Source organism: Streptomyces sp. NRRL F-5630 (assembly GCF_000719475.1).
Taxonomy (GTDB): Bacteria; Actinomycetota; Actinomycetes; order Streptomycetales; family Streptomycetaceae; genus Streptomyces.
The window spans coordinates 14,823-32,465 of sequence record NZ_JOGO01000043.1 but is presented as its reverse complement, the minus strand read 5'-3'; the positions used below and the strand labels follow the sequence as shown (position 1 = coordinate 32,465).

14 protein-coding genes and 1 pseudogene are annotated in these 17,643 nt (G+C 75.8%); 7 read left to right on the top strand and 8 right to left on the bottom strand.

Features of this window, described 5'->3' with window-relative positions:
• Window positions 1–10: 10 nt before the first annotated feature.
• The 4 genes from IF99_RS0119855 to IF99_RS0119840 form a co-directional block, all read right to left on the bottom strand.
• Window positions 11–838, bottom strand: a complete 828-nt coding sequence (locus tag IF99_RS0119855; protein ID WP_037827209.1) for a hypothetical protein — start codon at window positions 836–838, stop codon at window positions 11–13.
• 232 nt (window positions 839–1,070) lie between these two features.
• Complete coding sequence (locus IF99_RS0119850) at window positions 1,071–1,745, bottom strand: class I SAM-dependent methyltransferase (protein ID WP_030997940.1); 675 nt, start codon at window positions 1,743–1,745, stop codon at window positions 1,071–1,073.
• A gap of 125 nt (window positions 1,746–1,870) precedes the next feature.
• Entirely contained in the window at window positions 1,871–5,026 is a 3,156-nt protein-coding gene (locus IF99_RS0119845; protein WP_030997939.1) for a sacsin N-terminal ATP-binding-like domain-containing protein, read from the bottom strand.
• A 388-nt stretch (window positions 5,027–5,414) separates the two neighbouring features.
• Window positions 5,415–6,275: a DUF3027 domain-containing protein gene (locus tag IF99_RS0119840; protein ID WP_030997938.1), complete on the bottom strand. Its 861-nt coding sequence runs from the start codon at window positions 6,273–6,275 to the stop codon at window positions 5,415–5,417.
• Between the two features lie 414 nt (window positions 6,276–6,689).
• On the opposite strand from IF99_RS0119840, the gene IF99_RS0119835 reads away from it, so the two are divergent.
• The 4 genes from IF99_RS0119835 (at window position 6,690) to IF99_RS0119820 (ending at window position 10,746) form a co-directional block, all read left to right on the top strand.
• Entirely contained in the window at window positions 6,690–8,177 is a 1,488-nt protein-coding gene (locus tag IF99_RS0119835; protein ID WP_030997937.1) for an MFS transporter, read from the top strand.
• Between the two features lie 138 nt (window positions 8,178–8,315).
• Complete coding sequence (locus IF99_RS0119830) at window positions 8,316–8,795, top strand: hypothetical protein (protein ID WP_030997936.1); 480 nt, start codon at window positions 8,316–8,318, stop codon at window positions 8,793–8,795.
• A gap of 34 nt (window positions 8,796–8,829) precedes the next feature.
• Window positions 8,830–9,687, top strand: a complete 858-nt coding sequence (locus tag IF99_RS0119825) for a futalosine hydrolase (protein WP_030997935.1) — start codon at window positions 8,830–8,832, stop codon at window positions 9,685–9,687.
• Window positions 9,688–9,837: 150 nt separating this feature from the next.
• On the top strand, window positions 9,838–10,746 hold the full coding sequence (locus tag IF99_RS0119820; protein WP_051703584.1) for a 1,4-dihydroxy-6-naphthoate synthase: 909 nt from the start codon (window positions 9,838–9,840) through the stop codon (window positions 10,744–10,746).
• Window positions 10,747–10,891: 145 nt separating this feature from the next.
• Here the strand turns inward: IF99_RS0119820 and IF99_RS35620 are convergent, their stop codons facing one another.
• Window positions 10,892–11,275, bottom strand: a complete 384-nt coding sequence (locus IF99_RS35620) for a cold-shock protein (RefSeq protein WP_009066836.1) — start codon at window positions 11,273–11,275, stop codon at window positions 10,892–10,894.
• A gap of 440 nt (window positions 11,276–11,715) precedes the next feature.
• On the opposite strand from IF99_RS35620, the gene IF99_RS0119810 reads away from it, so the two are divergent.
• On the top strand, window positions 11,716–11,958 hold the full coding sequence (locus IF99_RS0119810) for a hypothetical protein (RefSeq protein ID WP_030997932.1): 243 nt from the start codon (window positions 11,716–11,718) through the stop codon (window positions 11,956–11,958).
• 140 nt (window positions 11,959–12,098) lie between these two features.
• Here IF99_RS0119810 and IF99_RS0119805 read toward each other — a convergent pair whose 3' ends face one another.
• Window positions 12,099–12,845, bottom strand: a complete 747-nt coding sequence (locus tag IF99_RS0119805) for an alpha/beta fold hydrolase (RefSeq protein ID WP_030997931.1) — start codon at window positions 12,843–12,845, stop codon at window positions 12,099–12,101.
• Between the two features lie 93 nt (window positions 12,846–12,938).
• On the opposite strand from IF99_RS0119805, the gene IF99_RS0119800 reads away from it, so the two are divergent.
• Together IF99_RS0119800 and IF99_RS0119795 are read left to right on the top strand one after the other, a co-directional pair.
• Window positions 12,939–13,484, top strand: coding sequence for a TetR/AcrR family transcriptional regulator (locus IF99_RS0119800; RefSeq protein ID WP_030997929.1), 546 nt, complete (start codon window positions 12,939–12,941; stop codon window positions 13,482–13,484).
• Between the two features lie 414 nt (window positions 13,485–13,898).
• Complete coding sequence (locus IF99_RS0119795; protein WP_078655178.1) at window positions 13,899–14,492, top strand: DJ-1/PfpI family protein; 594 nt, start codon at window positions 13,899–13,901, stop codon at window positions 14,490–14,492.
• Between the two features lie 832 nt (window positions 14,493–15,324).
• Here the strand turns inward: IF99_RS0119795 and IF99_RS0119790 are convergent.
• Window positions 15,325–16,029, bottom strand: a pseudogene (locus IF99_RS0119790) (HAD family hydrolase); the annotation flags it as partial.
• A 216-nt stretch (window positions 16,030–16,245) separates the two neighbouring features.
• Entirely contained in the window at window positions 16,246–17,283 is a 1,038-nt protein-coding gene (locus tag IF99_RS0119785) for an HAAS signaling domain-containing protein (protein WP_030997926.1), read from the bottom strand.
• Between the last annotated feature and the right edge of the window lie 360 nt (window positions 17,284–17,643).

Genomic DNA, 17,643 nt, shown 5'->3' with positions numbered 1-17,643 from the left:
CGGGTGCGGCTTACTTCACGTCGACGTAGTCCGCCGTCGAGGAGACGGCGGGGGTCGTGGACGTCCCCGCGAAGGAGTAGCGGAAGTAGCCGTCCGCGGTGGCCTTCGTGGTCGTCTTCAGCTTGCCCTTGCTGTCCGTGGTGACGGTCTTGAGGGTCGTGTAGGTGCTCGACCCCTTCTTCTTGAACTGGAGCTTCACGGACTGCTTGGTGTAGCCCGCGTACGTGTCGGTGTCCCAGTTGGCGCGGGTCAGGGTGCCCGTGACGGTGATCGTCTTGTTCTTCTTCACCGGCTCCGGGGACGCGTTGGCGGTGAGCTTGGAGGCGCGCTGGAGGGTGGCGGTGGCGGCCTTGTGCTGCTCGACGGTGCTGATCTTCGCGGGGTCGGCTGTCTCCGGCTTCTGGCCGTTCCAGGCGACGGCGCCGAGGAAGAGCTTCCAGCCGGTGCCGGCGTCCGCGTTGGAGAGCTTCGCGGCGGGGACCGTGATCTTCGTGCTGCACGAGAGCGAGGTCGTGGTGGGCTCCGAGCAGGCGATGCCACCGCTCCAGAACTCCCTGGTGGCGTGGTCGACGTCGCTGCCCCGGTAGAGGCCGACGGCGAGGTTGACGCTGCCGTCGAAGACATCGACCTTCTTGCCGCGCTTGGCGGTGAAGGTGACCTTGACCGCGGTGGTGGCCTTGCCGGTCGTCGCGACGACGGGCTTGCCGCCGTTCACGGTCGCCTTGCCGAAGCTCAGGTCGAGCGCCGGGGGCTTCGTCGCCGCCTGGGCGGCGGGCGCGGTGACGGCGCCGAGGGCGAGGGAGCCCGCGAGCGCGGCGACGGCCGCGGTGGCACGCATACGCATGTGTGTCCCCTGGGGGAGAAGGGTGCCCGCGCCGCGCCGGGTCCGGGCGGCGCGCGTACGGGACGCGGCGCGGTGGACGCACGGGGGCGCGGGGCACGTGTGAGCGAGGAGCCTCGTGGCTCGTACGAGGAGACAGGCCAAGGGGCTCTCCGGTTGTCCTCGCCGCCCAGACTTTCCGATCACATTAATTTCACAGCGGCGCCACATGCCCCCGGTCGCCGGGCGCTCAGGCCGCGTGCCTGCGGACCTTCAGCGCGTTGTCCCTGCGGTGGTGGGCCTCGCCGTCCGGGGCGTGCTGCACGCGGTCGTGCTCGGCGGCGACGAGAACGTCCCACTCGTCCTCGGGCAGCCGCAGGCTCTCCAGGAGCTCCTGCGGCGAGGGCAGGTGGAGGGCGAGGTGCGGGTCGTCCTCCTCGTACGACTCCCAGGGCGCGGGACCCGCGTGGCCGAGGACGAGGAGCGTGCCGCCGGGGGCGACGGCCGCGGCGGCGCGGCGCAGGATGGCCTCGCGCGGGAAGGAGACGTCGGGCGAGTGCAGGAAGGACGCGGTGACGAGGTCGTACGTGCCCTCGGGGAAGCTCGTGCCGAGGACGTGCCGCTCGAAGCGCGTGCGGTCGGCGACGCCCGCTTCGGCGGCGTGCGCGCGGGCGCGGGCGAGGGCGGTCTCGGCGATGTCGGTGCCCGTGACGGTCCAGCCGCGCCGCGCGAGCCACACGACGTCGGCGCCCTCGCCGCAGCCGAGGTCGAGCGCGCGGCCCGGGGGCAGCTCGGAGACCTCGCGGACGAGCGCCGCGTTGGGCTCGCCGCTCCAGACGCGGTCGCTCTCCGCGTACCGCTCCTCCCAGAAGGCGTGCCCGTCGCCGAAGTCCTCGCCGACCGTGTGCCTCGGGTGCCCGCTCATGTCCGTCCCTGCCTCTCTCGCCCACGCCCGCGCGACCGCGGGGTGAGCTGCCAGGGTGCGGGCGGGGGCGGGCGCGCGCCAAGCGGCCTTGCCGTTCCGGCAACAGGGCGCGCGCCCCGGGGCGCTCAGTCGAACCAGCGGTCGCGCGCCAGCTCGGCCGTCCGCGAGTCGTCCTCCAGGAGCGCGGCGACCTCGAAGCGGCGCGGCCACTGCCCCGCCGCCCACGCGAGCCCCGCCGCGACGCCCTCGACCGTCGCGGCGTGCACGGTGCCGTCCGGCGTGTGCCGCCAGTCGACCTCGACGCCCCCGGCGGTCAGCTCCTCGTACTCGGTGTACGTGGCGGGTGTGCGCGGCCCGAGGAGCGTGCGCACGGCGGCGGGCACGTCGTGCACGGTGCCCTCGCCCTCGACGGTCGCCGGGACGGCCTCGCTGAGCCTGCCGACCTGGAGGAGTTCTGCGAGCGCCCCCGCCAGCGCGGGCCGGACGGGCAGGAGCGGGCGGTCCCCGGCGAGCGGCAGCAGGTCGGGGGCGTCGGCCACGTACGCCTCGGTGGCGTCCACGACGCACGGGGCGGCGCCGGGCCCGGCGGGGACGGCGCGCAGGTCCTCGGGGAGCGTGACCTCCTCCGGGTCGAGCGTCGCGAGCGCGGAGTAGAGGCCGTGGAGCTGGGCCGCGGAGACCTCGCGGGACGGGTCGGCGAGGCGGTCGAGGAGTTCGGCGGCGCCGCCGGGCTCGTCGAGGAGCGCCCTCGCGCTCGTACGGACCCCGAGGGCGCGCAGTACCTCGGCGTCCTCGAAGCCGCTCGCGTCGGCCTCCTCGTACAACCCGGCGAGGAGCGGGTCGCCGCCCGCGGCGAGGAGCCCGGCGGGGCGGCGCCCGCCGAGGACGGGGTGGCCGCGCAGCCACCAGGCGGTGTAGGAGCGGACGGACTCGGTCGTGCCGTCGGGGAGCAGCACGCGCACGGGCGCGGTGAGCGCCTCGCGGTAGGGGGGCTGGGCGAGGAGGGCGAGGGCCTGGGGCCAGCGGTCATCGGCGACGAGGTCGAGGTCGCGGACGGCGAGGAGTTCGGTCGCGACGGGCGGCACGGGCGTGTCGGGGAAGCGGTCGAGGACGTCCTCGCACCACACGTCGACGGCGTCGAGCAGTCCGGCGTCGTCGGGCTCGGGCCAGTCGCCCTCGCGGGGTTCCAGCTCGTCGGGGTCGAGGACGGTGTCGTGGGCGCGGACGAGCGCGAAGGAGCTGAGCACGCCGCAGGCGGCGAGGGGCTTCTCGCCCCAGCGCGCGGCGAGGCCGGCGTCCACGGCGGCGAGCGCGTCCGCGCGCATCACGGAGGCGAACGCGCCGCCGGGGAGGACGAGTTCGCAGGCGGGGGCGAGTTCGCCGTCCTCGTCGGGGAGCGCGAGGGCGCCGAGCCAGGGCTCGTCACCCGCTTCGATGTGCGCGTCGCGGACGAGCCCGAGGACGAGTTCGGCCAGCTCCTCGGGGTCCGGCAGCCCCTCGCTCTCCAGTCCGCCGTCCCAGGGCTCCTCGTCGAGCGAGGCGGCGACGGCGGCGCGGACCTGCGGCGTCGTGAGGACGGCGCGGGGGGTCGCGGGGAGCGCGCCGAGCTTTTCGAGGAGCGGGTGGGCGGCCTCGGGGTCGGCGACCTTGAGGCCCAGGCGCGCGAGGGCCTCGGCGGCGGGCCCGCCGTCCGGGAGCGGCAGGAGCAGGTGGCGGGGGCCGAGCGCGGTGCGTCCGGAGGCGAGCGGGACGGGCAGCCCGGTGAGCCGGTCCGGGTCGACGCCCGCGAGGGAGTCGTAGAGGCGGTACCACCAGCCGGGGGCGCGTTCCAGACCCGCGAGGCGGTCGATGGCCTCGGTGAGCGGGACGCGCGCGATGTCCAGCGTGCGCAGCGCGGGATGGCTCTCCAGCCCGGCGGGGAGCAGGCTCGGCAGGACCTCGGCGAGGACGTCGACGGTCTCGCGGCCCGCGCCCGAGGCGACCTCGGCCTCGACGGGCCGCAGCGCCGTGAAGCTGCCGGGCTCCTCGCCCTCGTGCGGCACGGCGGGCGCGAGGAAGGCGGTACGGGGCAGCAGGGCGAGGATCGCCGCGCGCACGGCGCCGTCCAGCTCGGCGCGCCCGAGCGGCCCCGGCACGAGGTCGAGGAGCGCCGGGGTGACGGGCCGCCAGTCCGCGAGGAGTTCCGCGTACGCCTCGGCGGCGCGGGCGACGAGGAAGTCGGTGAGCGGCCCCGGCGCGACATGGCGGCGGCTCGTGTCGAGCGGGAGCGTCGCGATGAGCAGCGCGGGCACCCCGAGCGGTTCCTCGCTCGGCGTCGGGGCGTGCACGACGGGCACGGTACGGGGCGCCTGGGGCGCGCCCTCGGCGTCGACGGGCACCGCCCAGGTCACGGCCCACCAGGGGCGCAGGCGTTCCTCGACGGGGCGGCCCGCGAGGAGCGCGGTGTCGAGGGCGCCGCCGTGGCTGACGGTGCGCCAGCGGCGGACGACGCCGTCGTCCTCGATGACGGTGTACGGGGCCTCGGCGCGGCGACGCAGGACGCGGGTGCCCTCGGGGGTCTCGACGACGATCTCGGCGAGCCCGGGCAGCGAGAGGAGGAGCGCGTCGTCGATCCCGGCGAGGAGGCGCTCGACGAGGTCCTCGGCGACGCTGTCGCGCAGCGGGAGGACGACGACGGTGTCGTAGCCCTCGGGCGCGGAGCCCTCGGCGGGGAAGGGGAGGCGGAGCAGCGGCACATGGCCCTCGCGGCGCCGTACCTCCTCGTCGAGCGCGGGCACGCCGAGCGCGGCGACGGCCTCGCGCGCCTCGGTCAGCGACCAGCGCACGCCACCGGTGCGGCCGAGCACGGCGGGCTCGTCGCTCACCGCGAGGACCGCGGCGAAGCCGACGCCGAAGCGGCCGACCGTGCCCGTGCCGTCCTCGCGCTTCGCGGAGGCGCGCAGGGTCGCGAGCGAGGCGACGCCGCTCGCGTCGAGGGGGGCGCCGGAGTTCGCGACGGCGAGGACCGGTGGGTTGTCCCCGGCGCGGTCGCGCAGGGCGATACGGAGCCGGCCCGGCACTCCGGCGCGGGCGGCGGCGTCGGCCGCGTTCTGCGCCAGCTCGACGACGACGCGGTCCCGGTAGCCGCCGAGCGCGAGGTCCTCCTCGGCGTTGGCGTCCTCGCGCAGGCGCGCGGGGGAAGCGGACCAGGTGGCGAGGACCGCGTCGCGGAGGCGGGCTGTGCCGAAGACGTCGTCCGCGGTGGCGTGGGGGCGGGGGGATTCTTCGGCTTCTCGGGTCACAGGGCTCACTCCTCGGCGATGCGTGTGCCCCTGAAAGTAGCGGGGAATCGGGGCGGGCCCGGGCCGCGTGGTCGGCCTGCGCCCCGGTGGGGCTTTTGTCCTCCTCCGCCGGAGGGGCCGGGTGGCGGGTTCTTCGGCCGGCGTTCGAGGAAGCGGGCGGGGCGAAGAAGGCGGGCGCGAAGAGGCGGGCGCGGCGAAGAGGCGGGCGCCGGGAAGAGACGGCCCGGCGGCCACGAGACGGGCGCGCCGGAAGAAGCGGGCGGGGAAGGGCCGGGCGCGGGGAAGGAGCGGGCGCGCGGGAGCCTCCGGCCGTGGCCTCGCACCCCGGACGGGCCGAGCGCCGCCGCCGAGGGCGGGGGGCGGAGCGGGTCGCCCGGCGGGCCGGGGCCTACTCCACCAGCGGTTCCCCGACCTCGTCCAGGCGCAGCGGGGGAGCCTCCGGGGTCTTCGGCATGACCGCCGCTTCCGAGTGGCCGCCGCAGCCGTAGGAGAGCGAGACGACGTGACCGTCCGCCGGGGCGAACTCGTTGGCGCAGAGGCCGAAGGACTGGCGCAGGGAGCCGGCGAGCGGGATCAGGAAGGCGCACGTCCGGCAGGGCGCGGGGGCCGCCTGGGCCATCTGGGTGCCCGGCCCGTACTGCTCCTCCCAGCGCTCGGCGGCGAGGTCCAGGCCGTAGCGGGAGAGGACGCGCGGGCGGCCGAGGCCCAGCTCGCGGCCGACCTCGGCGATCGAGCCGCGCGAGGGCGCGGTGGGCAGGCCGGCGGGCGGCCCGTCGCTGACCTGGGCGTCCTCGGCGTCGGCGCGCTCGGCCAGCTCGGGGCTCAGCGCGGAGTCCGGCGGCGGGGTGTCGTCGTCGCCGTCGTACAGGCCCGGCTCCAGGCGCGGGTCCTCGGCCTCGGTGGGCAGGAGGTCCCCCGGGCCCATGTCGCCGGGGCGCAGGCGCTCGCTCCACGGCAGCCACTCGGGCGCGAGGACCGACTCGGGGCCCGGCAGGAGCACCGTCTCGTCGAGCGTGACGACCTTGGCGCGCGAGGCGCGGGCCACGGTGACGGCCCAGCGCCAGCCCCGGTAGGCGACGTCCTCGCAGGCGAAGTAGTGGGTGACGACCCGCTCGCCCTCCGCGACGGCGCCGACGTGCGCGCCGACGACACCCGGCGCGGCGGTCTCCTCCGCCGCGGCGCGCGCCAGGTCGACCGCCTCGGCACACAGGCGGTCAGGGGTGCGGCTTCGCGTTGTCGCTGCGCTCACAGGTATCGCTTCTCTCCTACGCCGTCTCACGAGTGCGCCCGCTCCGGCGGGGCCCGGACACGGTCGGGGGTGCGGACGGAGCGGACCAGGGGACCGCGTCGACGTCCGTACCCGGTCGGTTGGGGTCCCGGGCGCGCCTCCACCATCCATTCTGAAGGATCGCGAAAGGGCGCGCGGCCAGGAGTAACCGCCGTGGGCGCGCTGTGCACGCTACCCTCTCCGCGCCCCGGGGCCCACACGGACGTCCCCCACTCCCCCGTTCGCGCCCCTCGCGGCACCCCGTACCACCACCCCGCCGGCCCCCTCGGCGACCCGCCGCCGCACCGGCCGTACGGACCGCTCCGCCGTCGCCCGTACGTCCCCTTCCCGCACAGGGGACGCACTAGGCGGCGCACTTCGGGGCAGGATGACGACGTGACCGCTTCCACGTCGTCGGGTGAGCAGCGTACGGAGCGCGGGGGTCCCCGGCTCCGGCGGACGCGTGCCGCCGGACGGGTCGCCGCGGCGCCCTTCGCCTCGACGGGCCGCCTGGTGCGGCGCGTGACGCACGCGCACGGCGCGGGCGAGTCGGGGCTCGGCAAGCTCATCGAGTTGCACGGCGTCAACGGCGCGGGCGACGTGATGATCACGGTCTCGCTCGCCTCGACGGTGTTCTTCGCGGTGCCGACGGACGAGGCGCGCGGGCGCGTCGCGCTCTACCTGGCGATCACGATGGCGCCCTTCACGGTGCTCGCCCCGGTGATCGGCCCGCTCCTCGACCGGCTGCCGCACGGGCGGCGCGCCGCGATGGCGACCTCGATGCTCGCGCGCGCCGTCCTCGCGCTCGTCCTGTCCCACGCGGTGGTGAGCGGGAGCCTGGAGCTGTATCCGGCGGCGCTCGGGGTGCTCGTCGCCTCGAAGGCGTACGGGGTGGTGCGCAGCGCGGTCGTGCCGCGCCTGCTCCCGCCACGGTTCTCGCTGGTCAAGGCGAACTCGCGGGTCACGCTCGGCGGGCTGCTCGCGACCGGCGCGGCGGCCCCCGTGGGCGCCGGGCTGCAACTGCTCGGGCCGCGGTGGCCGCTGTACGGGGCGTGCGCGCTGTTCGTGCTCGGCGCGTTCCTGTCGTTCCGGCTGCCGCCGAAGGTGGACTCGGCGAAGGGGGAGCGCAGGGCGCGGCTGATCCCCGACGAACCGGTGCGGCCGCCGCACGACGCGCCCGTGCGCCTGGAGAAGGACGGGGAGCCGGGAGACGTGCGGCGCGAGGCGGCGCGCGGCGGGCCCGGGAGCGGCCCGGGGAGCGACGCCGGGAGCGGGGCCGGGCGGGTGAAGGGGCTGCGGGCCGTCGGCTCGACGGTGCTCCTCGCCCTCGGCGCGAACGCCGCGCTGCGCTGCCTCTCCGGATTCCTGATCTTCTTCCTCGCCTTCCTCCTGCGCGATCAGCCGCTCGGCGGGCGCAGCGCGGCGGTCTCGCTCGGGATGGTCGGGGTCGCGGCCGGGGCGGGGAACGCGCTGGGGACGGCGGTCGGGGCGTGGCTGCGCACGCGCACCCCCGAGTTGATCATCGTGACGGTCGTGGGCGGGGTGCTCGGGATCGCCATCACGGCGGCGTGCCTGTTCAGCCAGTTCTCGGTGGCGCTGCTGGCGGCGTGCGCGGGCTTCGCGCAGGCGCTCGCGAAGCTCTCGCTGGACGCGCTCATCCAGCGCGAAGTGCCCGAGCAGGTCCGCACCTCGGCGTTCGCGCGCTCGGAGACGATGCTGCAGATGGCGTGGGTGCTCGGGGGCGCGATCGGCATCGCGCTGCCGCTGAACGGGGTCCTGGGCCTCGCGGTCGCCGGGGCGATCGTCGCGACGGGCTGGCTGGGCACGCTGCGGGGACTGCTGCGCTCGGGCAGGAGCAGGCACGGGAGCGCGCGGGTCGCGTGACGGGGACGGCCTCCCGCCCGGAGGGCCGGACTCCCTGGAGGGGTCGGGCTTTCGCCGCTCCCTGACGGCGCGTCGGCGCGCACGGCACGCCGTACCCCGCGCGGGTGCGCACGAGGAGAGCCATATAGCCTGCCCCCCATGACCTCCCCGCGTTTCCCGGCCCACCGCCGCCGCGCCGTGGCCGCCATCGGCGCCGTGTCCGCCGGTCTCCTCGCCCTGTCGGCCTGCGACAAGCCGACCCCGCTGGCCACCGTGACGGTCGGTACGACCTCGGTGAACTCGGAGGCCACCTGCTACGACGACGGGCACGCCCTCGACACGGCGGCGCTCCAGAAGTGCCTCAAGGACACGAGCGACGCCAAGACGGTGAAGGTGGACCCGGACGCGACGGTCCGCTTCGGCGTCGACCCGGCCGTGGCCGACAAGGGCTGGACGTTCCTGCTGAACGGTCAGCAGATCACCGAGAGCAGCAAGAAGACCTACACGACCATCCCGGGCAACGTGTTCTTCAACGAGCAGTACGGCGGCCGGTCGTCGACCGGCACCGTCACGATCGTCGAGGGCGACGGCAAGAAGGCGTACGGCCTGTGGACGTTCAAGGTGAAGAAGGACGACTGAGCCACGTGACGACGAAGGACGGCTGAGCCACCCCATGCGCGTACTCATCGCCACCGCGGTCCCCGCCGAACGGGACGCGGTGGCGCGCGCGTTCCCCGGCCGTCCGGTGCCGCGCGCGCTGCCGGGCGGCCTCGAACTGCTCGCCGTGCCCGATCCGCTGCCGAGCGATCACCTCTTCTTCGACCCGCTGCTCGCGGGCCCGCTGCCCGTGGCGCCGCCGCTCCCGGAGCGCGGTGCCGAGGCGCCGGGCGCGGCCCAGGCCGTGCACCTCCTCGCGACGGGCGCGGGCCCCGCCGCCGCCGCGGCGGGCACGGCGGCGGCGCTCGCGGTGGCGGCGCTCGACGAGCGCCCGTACGACCTCGTGCTCTCGGCGGGGATCGGCGGCGGCTTCGCGCCGGTGGCACCGCTCGGGACGCTCGTGGTGGCCGAGGCGATGGTCGCCGCCGACCTCGGGGCGCAGACGGCGGAGGGCTTCGTGCCCGTGACGGACCTCGGCTTCGGGCGCGCCGTGCACGTACCGCCCGCGGCGCTGCTCCGCGACGTGACGCGCGCGCTGAGCCCGGACGACGCGGCGGACGCCGAGGACGCGCCCGAGCTGCCGCCGGTCGTGGTGGGCGAGGCGCTGACGGTCTCGACCGTGACCGGAACGGCGGAGCGGGCGGCCGAACTGCGGGGCCTGCGCCCGCGCGCGGCGAGCGAGGGCATGGAGGGCTTCGCGGTCGCCGAGGCGGCGTACGGGTACGGCATCCCGGCGCTCGAACTGCGCGCGGTCTCGAACCCGGTCGGCCCGCGCGACCGCGAGGCGTGGCGCATCCCCGAGGCGCTCGCCGTCCTGACCTCGGCCTTCGCGGCGCTGGCACCGGTGCTCCAGGAGGCACGGCGGTACGTGTGAGGAGCCGCGCGCGGGGGCGGGGCGGTGCCCCTGAGGGATCGCGTGCGGGGCCCGGGGCCGCGCCCGCGGTGGCCCGGCGCTCTCGGTGCGGCCCGGTGGGTGCACCATGAAGGGGTACGCGACGGGGGCGGATGATCAGGAGGCCGCGGGATGACGGTGACGGAGACGGGCACGGGCACGGACGGGACGGCGCCGGACGGCGGGCTGCCGGAGACGCTGCGCATCGCTTTCTCGCCGTGCCCCAACGACACCTTCGTCTTCGACGCCTGGGCGCACGGCCGGGTGCCCGGCGCGGCGGCGCCCGAGGTGACGTTCGCGGACATCGACATCACCAACGGCATCGCGGAGCGCGGCGGGGACGCCTCGCCCGAGATCCTGAAGGTCTCGTACGCCGTGCTGCCGTGGATCCTCGACGAGTACACGCTGCTGCCGTGCGGCGGGGCCCTCGGACGCGGCTGCGGGCCGCTCGTGCTGACGCGCGAGGCGGGGCAGGACCTGAGCGGGGCGAAGGTCGCGGTGCCGAGCGAGCGCTCGACGGCGTACCTGCTCTTCCGGCTGTGGGCGGCGGACACGGTCCCCGGCGGGGTCGGCGAGATCGTCGTCATGCCGTTCGACCAGATCATGCCCGCGGTGCGGGACGGTCGCGTCGACGCCGGGCTCGTGATCCACGAGGCCCGTTTCACGTACCAGAACTACGGGCTGCACAAGGCCGCCGACATGGGCGAGCACTGGGAGTCCACGACGGGCCTGCCCATCCCGCTCGGCGCGATCGTCGCCAAGCGCTCCCTCGGCGCCGAGCGCCTGCGCGCGCTGGCCGACACGATCCGCGCCTCGGTCCGCATGGCCTGGGCCGACCCGGAGGCGACCCGCCCGTACGTGGCCGCGCACGCGCAGGAGATGGACCCGGCGGTGGCGGAGCAGCACATCGGGCTCTACGTCAACGAGTTCACGGAAGACCTGGGCGAGGACGGCTACGGCGCGGTGCGCGGGCTGCTCGGGCGCGCGGCGGAGCAGGGGCTCGTGCCGGAGGTGCGGGCGGAGGCACTGGACTTCGGCTGAGGAAGCGGGGACCTCGGCAGCGGGCGCCGGGTGCCGTGCCGCCGTCCCGGGGAGCGGGTGAGGCGGGGCCGCTGGGGCGTGCCCGTGGGGGCGGTACGGGTGCGGGGTGGGTGCCCGCACGCGTACCGCCCCCGGGAGGGCCCGCTCAGACGTCGAGCTGGTCGGCGACCGCGCGGAGGAGGTTGGCGGTCTTGGCGCCGCTCGCCCGGTCGGGGTAGCGGCCCCGTTCGAGCTGCTGGGCGACGCCTTCCAGGAGGGTCGTCAGGTCCTGGACGATCGAGGCCAGTTCATCGGGTTTGCGGCGCTGGGCCGCGGCGACCGAGGGGGTCGGGTCGAGGACCGTCACCGTGAGCGCCTGGTCGCCGCGCTGGCCGGCCACGACACCGAACTCGACGCGCTGGCCCGGCTTGAGCGTCTCCACGTCCTGTGGCAACGCCGAGGAATGGACGAAGACGTCACCGCCGTCGTCGCGGGAGAGGAAGCCGAAGCCCTTCTCGCTGTTGAACCACTTGACCTTGCCGGTAGGCACCTGCTCGTCCTCGTCCTCGCTTGTCCACGGCGGCCCACCACAGCGGGAGCCGCCCCTGTCTCCGTCTCCGCCCGCCGCCGGTGCGCCCCCGGCCCCGGACAGGGACCGGCGGGAGCCGCAGGTGGTGCGCGGGGCGGGCCCCGGGCACCACGAACGGCCCGCCGACGCGCCCGAGGACCCGTCAGCGGCCTCGCGGGCCCTGGAGAGCACAGCAGCGGGCCATCGGGACCCGCCGCCGTCCAGGCTAGGGGGTGTCCGGCGATTCCGTGCGGTCCGCCGGGTGCCGCACCAGGCGGCGCCCCGCCCACGCGGAACCGTCCGCCGGGTACCGCCGCAGGCGGCGCCCCGCTCACGCGGAATCGTCGGACGCCCCCTCAGCGCGAGGGCGTCTGCCGAGACGTCCCGGGTTCCACCCCGGACCTTGGAACTACCCTGGTGCGGTGCCTGACAAAACCCCTGCCCAGGAGCCCGGCCCCGGCGACCGCCTCGTCGTCGCCGGAGGCGTCGTCTTCGTCATCGGCGCCGTCGCGACCCTCGTCACCCTCGCGCCCCTCTTCCTGCACACCGACCCCTTCCCGACGGTCGCGTACGCGGTGTGCATGTTGATGGGGGTGGGACTGCTGCTCGCGGGAGCGGGAGTGGTCCGGGGGATCGTGGCGGGGAGGCGGACGGCGGGGATGTGACCGCCCGACCACCCCCGGACAAGGGGCGGCTCGCGGGGCACCCCGCTCATGGCCATGCCCTCACGTGCGGGGCGCCTGGCCATGCCCTCGCGTGCGGGCGGCCTCGTGACCGCGAGGACGCCGCCCGTCGGCATCGGAGGTCACGCGGGGAGGGAGTCCCAGAACCGGTGGAGTACCTCGGCGCCCCGGTCAGGGTCCTGGAGCATCCAGTAGTGGGTGAGGTGCTCCAGTTCCACCGCCCGTGCTCCGGTTCGCGCGGCCACGTCCCGGTCCATCGCGGGCTGTGCCAGGGGATCGCCGGTCGGGATCAGGACGAGTCCCGGCGCGGGAGCGGGGCGGTCGAAGTCCTTGCCCCAGTCGGCGTGGAAGTGGGGCCAGGCCGAGCGGTAGAGCGTCAGGATGGCCGTGCTCATCTCCTCGTCGTGGACGCTGTCGACTTCCGCCGCCAGTTCGGCGCTCATCCCCCGGGGGCGGAGGAAGTCGCCGAAGCCGGGGCTGCCGGGCGTCCGGGCGCGCAGCGACGCGAGCAGTTCCTCGCCCTGCGGGGTCTTCTGGAAGAGGGTGGCGGCCTCGTGCCACCGATAGTCGGGGTGCCAGCCGTGTGCGACGTCGGACACCCAGCTGCGCACCGGAACGTCGTAGGCGGAGACGATCCGCATCACCAGGTGCGCGCCCCAGTCGTGGCCCACGAGATCGACGGGCTCACCGAGGGCGCGCAGCTCGTTCGCCAGCCAGACGGCGTACGCCTCCTTGCCGTCCAGGCGGGCCGGGCGAGGGCTGCCGAAGCCGGGCAGCCGCAGGGCCGTGGTGGGGCGGTCGATCCGGCTCCGGAGGTCGTCCCAGAGGGAGGGCGTCTCCGGTACTCCATGGATGAACACAACGGGCATGGCCGCTCCTGGCGAAGTGAAGTGGATTAGCTATCCACTTGACCGTAGCACCCACCTGATAAGTTATCCACATCGGTGGGAGAAGGAGGGACCATGAGGCCGGACGCCGCACGCAACAGGCAGAGGATCTTCGAGGAGGCCCGCGACGCCGTCCTCGGCGGGCAGACCGCGCTCACCCTCAACGAGCTCGCGCGCAGGGCGGGCGTGGGGGTCGGGACGGTCTACCGGGTCTTCCCCACCCAGCGGGCCATGCGCGAAGCCGTCCTGGAAGAGACCGTCCGAGAACTCATCGACGCCGCGACAGCGGCCGGCGGAAATCCCGAACCCGCCAAAGCGCTCATCGACTTCCTGCGCACGGCACTCCTGACCGCCCTGGCGCGACCGGGCCTGACCGACGTGCTGATCACCGGGACCGACGAGACCGACTCTCTGCACCGGGCCAAGGGAGAGCTGGTCGACGTCACCTCCCGCCTGCTCGCACGCGTCCGCCCCTCCCCCGCCCTCACCGGCGAAAACCTGCTCAAGCTCCTGTGCGGCCTGATCCACGCGGTCAGCGAGCACCCGGCGGAGCGGCAGCAAGCCGCGATCGGCAACTACCTCGACATCCTCCGGACCGGCCTCGCACCCACCACCCTCTAGGAGCGGCTCCGGGGTGCGGGCCGGGACCGAGCTCGGGCGGGGGGGGCGGGGCCGGGCGTGGGGGCGGCGGGGGCGAGCTCGCGCGAGGGGCTGCGGGGCGGGGCCGGGGAGCGGGGGCCTGGGGCCTGGGGCCTGGGGCCTGGGGCCTGGGGCCATCACATCGTGCGGCCCTCCTTGAGGCGGACGTGAAGGCACGGGCTGTCGCAGGGGTCGGGGGAGCCGGGGAGGAGTTCCCGGACGTGCGCGGTGTGCAGTGACTGTCGGCGTGGGCGCCGGTGCCGGCGGTTGCCGTGCCGGGCGTTGACGGGCCCGCGGACGGTGGCTCGCCCCAGGGGTGGGAACTCCCTCCCCCTTATCGCCGACTCCTGAGTGGCGGCAGGGTTTTCAGGTGCCGCCACGAGCGGAGGAGGAAACATGAGTCTGCGTGTCCAGATCCTGGTGTACGACGGTGCTGAGGAGCAGGACTTCACCGGTCCGTACGACGTGTTCGGGTGGGCCGCCCGCGCGGGCGGTGATGTCTCGGCCACCTGCGTTCGGGCCTCTGCCCCCGGCGAGGTGACCACCCTCTTCGGGAGCCGGCACGTCGTACCGGACGTGTGGGACCCGGTCGCGGGCGATGTCGTGATCGTGCCGGGCGGGGAGGAATGGCTGATCGAGGATGCCGGTACGCATCGCGCGCTCGTCCGCGCCCAGGAGGCCGGAGTCACCATCGCGGGCGTCTGCACGGGCGTCATGGTCCTCGCCGCGGCCGGGCTGACCCGGGGCCGCCCCTGCACGACGCATCACCTCACCAAGGCCGAACTGGCCGCGCGGGGCGGCACGGTGGTGGATGCCCGGGTCGTGGACGACGGGAACCTCGTGACGGCGGGCGGTGTCACGAGCGGACTCGACCTCGCGCTGTGGCTCGTCGAGCGGGAGTGCGGGGCCGAACTCGCGCTCTCGGTCGAACGGATCATGGAGTACGAGCGACGCGGCACCGTCTGGCGCGCCGACCGGGTAACCGGCTGAGGAGAGCGGGAGCACGCGGGCCGCGACCCCGCTCCGGCGTCCGGTCCGGGGGCGTCGGCTCGCTCCGTGCCCACGGCGTGTCAGTCAAGGGCGCAGCGGGGGGCGGCCGTTTGGTCCGAGGAGGGACGCCCTGGTTCTCCTCGGCGCGGACAGCCCCGCCGTCCTTCCAGGGCGACGACTGTCTGGCCCGCAGGGGGACGCCCTGGATCTCCCGGACGCGGGCAGCCCCTGCCCTCCCGGGGGGCCACCGTGCGGCCCGAAGGGGACGCCTGGTTCTCCCGGACGCGGAGAGCCCCCGCCCTCCCAGGCGGCCAACGCCCGGCCCGACGGGGACACCCTGGTTCTGTCAGACGCGGACAGCCCCCGCCCTCCCAGGGGCCACCGCCCGGCCCGAAGGGGACGCCCTGGTTCCCCCGTCGCGGAGAGCCCCCGCCCTCCCAGGCGGCCAACGCCCGGCCCGACGGGGACACCCTGGATCTCCCGGACGCGGACAGCCCCCGCCCTCCCAGGGGGCGGCCCCAGTACCAGTCTTCCAAAACCACCCCCACCCCCCGCCCTCTCCCGCCACATCTGTGGACAACTCCGGGAAACCCGCACAACGCCTCACTCCACCGAGTGAGACCCGTGCGCGCACAACGCGAGTTGTCCACAGCCTCCAACGTGACGATCACACCGCAGGGCCACCCGCGTCCCCCACGCCCTCCGCGTCATCCGCACGACCCGCCCCACCACCTACGCCGCCCCCAACTCCCGTACGGCCCGAACCCGCCGCGCCTCCGACATCGGCACCGCTCCCCCCGCCCGCCGCACTCCCCGCATCCGCGCCGCTCCCCGCATCCGCCCCGCCCACGTACTCCCCCAGCCACGCCGCGAACGCGTCGAGCGTGCCGAGGACCACGTCCGCCCCCGCCGCCCGCAGTTCCTCCTCGTCGCACGGACCCGTCGCCACCGCGACCGACACCGCGTCCGCCGTGCGGGCTCCGCGCACGTCCCCGATGTGGTCCCCCACGTACACCGAGGCACCCTGGGCGCGCAGCGCCGTCCCCTTCGCCTCCGCCCACAGCCCGCCGATCAGCAGGTCCGGCTCCAGGCCGAGGTGGCTGAGGTGCAGCGCGGCGTGCGCGCGGTTCTTGGCGGTGACGACGAGGACGCGCCCGCCCGCGGCCCGTACCGCCGCGAGCGCCTCCCGCGCGCCCGGCATCGCCGTCGTGTCGGCGATCGCGTGCGTGGGATAGAGCGCACGGTAGCGGTCGCTCATGGCGACGACCTGCTCCGGCGGGAACCAGTTCGCGATCTCGTGCTCCAGCGGCGGCCCGAGCCGGCTCGTCACGAGGTCCACGTCGATGTCCGTGCCCGTCTCCGCCGCGAGCGCCCGGTAGACCGCGCCGATCCCGCGCCGCGAGTCGACGAGCGTCATGTCGAGGTCGAAGCCGACGACCGGACCGCCGTCGGTGGTCTCGGAGAGCGGTACGGCGGAGGGGTTGGCCGCGAGATCGTGGCTGGTCACGGGGGCACTGGGGGCTATGTCCTGGGGCATGGTCCCCAGTCTCTCAGGCGGTACGGGGACGCCGCCCGTCCAGCGCCCCCGCGGTCGGCGTGGGCTGCGGGACGCGTGGGCAGTGGGCGCCGTGACCGGCCACAACTCGCGGCAGGCACCCCTGGCCACCCCCCGCCCCTGGCCACACCCCCACCGCCGACACGGCGTGCCCGCCACCTCGGCCGCGAGCACGCCGCCCCCGCCCCGTACGGGCCCTCAGTCCTTCGCCACGCGTTGCGAGCGCCAGACGAGGAAGAGCGCCGAGGAGATCGCCGCGACGCGCACCACCGACGGCCAGGTGTCGGCGATCGCGGCGCTCCACTCGCCCCGCGCCAGCGGCTCCCCCCAGCGGCCCTCGCCGCGTCCCCACAGCCAGACCGCCCCGGCCGCGAGCGAGAGGGCGGGGATGCCGATCACGGCGACCTTCGACTCGTTCGTGCTGAGCCGCCGCGAGGCCCAGGCCAGGAGCCAGCCGGCCGCGAGCGGCAGCCAGGAGCCGAGCACCGCGCCGACGACGAGTGCCGCCGCCGCGAGGAGCAGCAGCGGATTGCTGAACGTGCCGGGACGGGGCACCCGCAGGCGCCGCCGGGTCTTTTCTGCGGGCTCCTCCACGACCACTGTCTCGGGCGGCGTCTCCTTCTCCGCCCCTCCCGGACGCTGCGTCGGGACCCGGGGCCGCAATCCGAGCATCTCGGGTGCCTCGATCCCGCCGACGAACCCGGCGACCTGATCGCCGCCGCCGAAGAAGCCGTGCGACTCCGCGCCGCCCGCCTCCGTGCGCCACCACTCGGCGCCGCTCCCCACACCGCCGCTCCCGCCGCCCGCCGCCGACGCGCCGTCGTCGTAGTCCTCCAGGCCGCCGGTCCGTGCCGTACGGGGGTGCGGCACGCCGGGCACGGCCGGGTCGGGCCCGTCGCCCGCCGGAGAAGCGCTGTCCTTCGAGAAGCCGCGGAAGCGGGCCGGGCGGGTCGCCCGGTCCGGGGCGGGGGCGGAGGCGTCCGGTCCGGGCGCGGCCCCCGCTCCCGGCGAGCCCGCGCCCGCCACGACGTCCTCGGGGCTGCCGAGCCGCGAGAGGATACGGCGCACGGCGGCAGGCGAGTCCGGGGTCGTCGGCTTGGCCCTGCTGCGGTCGATCTCCCCGCGCAGCCCCGCCACGAGCCGCATCCGCTCCCCGGACGGCAACTGCTGTTGCTGCGCCAGATCCCCGACCCGGCTCAGGTAGTCGAAGACGAGCTGATCAGTCTCGATCCCCACCGCTGCCCCTCCACGTCCGAGAGCCCTCGCGCACTTCGCTGCGACGACGGTACCGAACTCGGCGCGGTCCACGGGGATATCGGCCCCGGATCACCCCCTCGCACGGGGATACGGGGCGCCTCCGGTGCGGGTGACGGGCGCGCACCGCGTCGGCGGGGGCGCCGTGTCGCGTGGCCGGGGGCGGGCTTCCCGTACGGGCCGTGCGCCGCCCGCGCCCGCGAAGGCCGCCCGGGGCGCCCCCGGGCAGCACGCCGGAAGGCCCCGTACCGAGGCCGTCGCGACCCCTGGCGCGGGGCGGGTCCGCGACACCCGAGCCGTCTCGCACCCACCCACCGCCCTCCGCACCCGCTACCGTGGGCG

What these genes read in the sequence shown, in the direction of transcription:
- IF99_RS0119855 (WP_037827209.1), bottom strand. Translation starts at nt 838, where the DNA reads ATGCGTGCCACCGCGGCCGTCGCCGCGCTCGCGGGCTCCCTCGCCCTC.
- IF99_RS0119850 (WP_030997940.1), bottom strand. Translation starts at nt 1,745, where the DNA reads ATGAGCGGGCACCCGAGGCACACGGTCGGCGAGGACTTCGGCGACGGG.
- IF99_RS0119830 (WP_030997936.1), top strand. Translation starts at nt 8,316, where the DNA reads ATGACCTCCCCGCGTTTCCCGGCCCACCGCCGCCGCGCCGTGGCCGCC.
- IF99_RS0119825 (WP_030997935.1), top strand. Translation starts at nt 8,830, where the DNA reads ATGCGCGTACTCATCGCCACCGCGGTCCCCGCCGAACGGGACGCGGTG.
- IF99_RS0119820 (WP_051703584.1), top strand. Translation starts at nt 9,838, where the DNA reads ATGACGGTGACGGAGACGGGCACGGGCACGGACGGGACGGCGCCGGAC.
- IF99_RS0119805 (WP_030997931.1), bottom strand. Translation starts at nt 12,845, where the DNA reads ATGCCCGTTGTGTTCATCCATGGAGTACCGGAGACGCCCTCCCTCTGG.
- IF99_RS0119800 (WP_030997929.1), top strand. Translation starts at nt 12,939, where the DNA reads ATGAGGCCGGACGCCGCACGCAACAGGCAGAGGATCTTCGAGGAGGCC.
- IF99_RS0119795 (WP_078655178.1), top strand. Translation starts at nt 13,899, where the DNA reads ATGAGTCTGCGTGTCCAGATCCTGGTGTACGACGGTGCTGAGGAGCAG.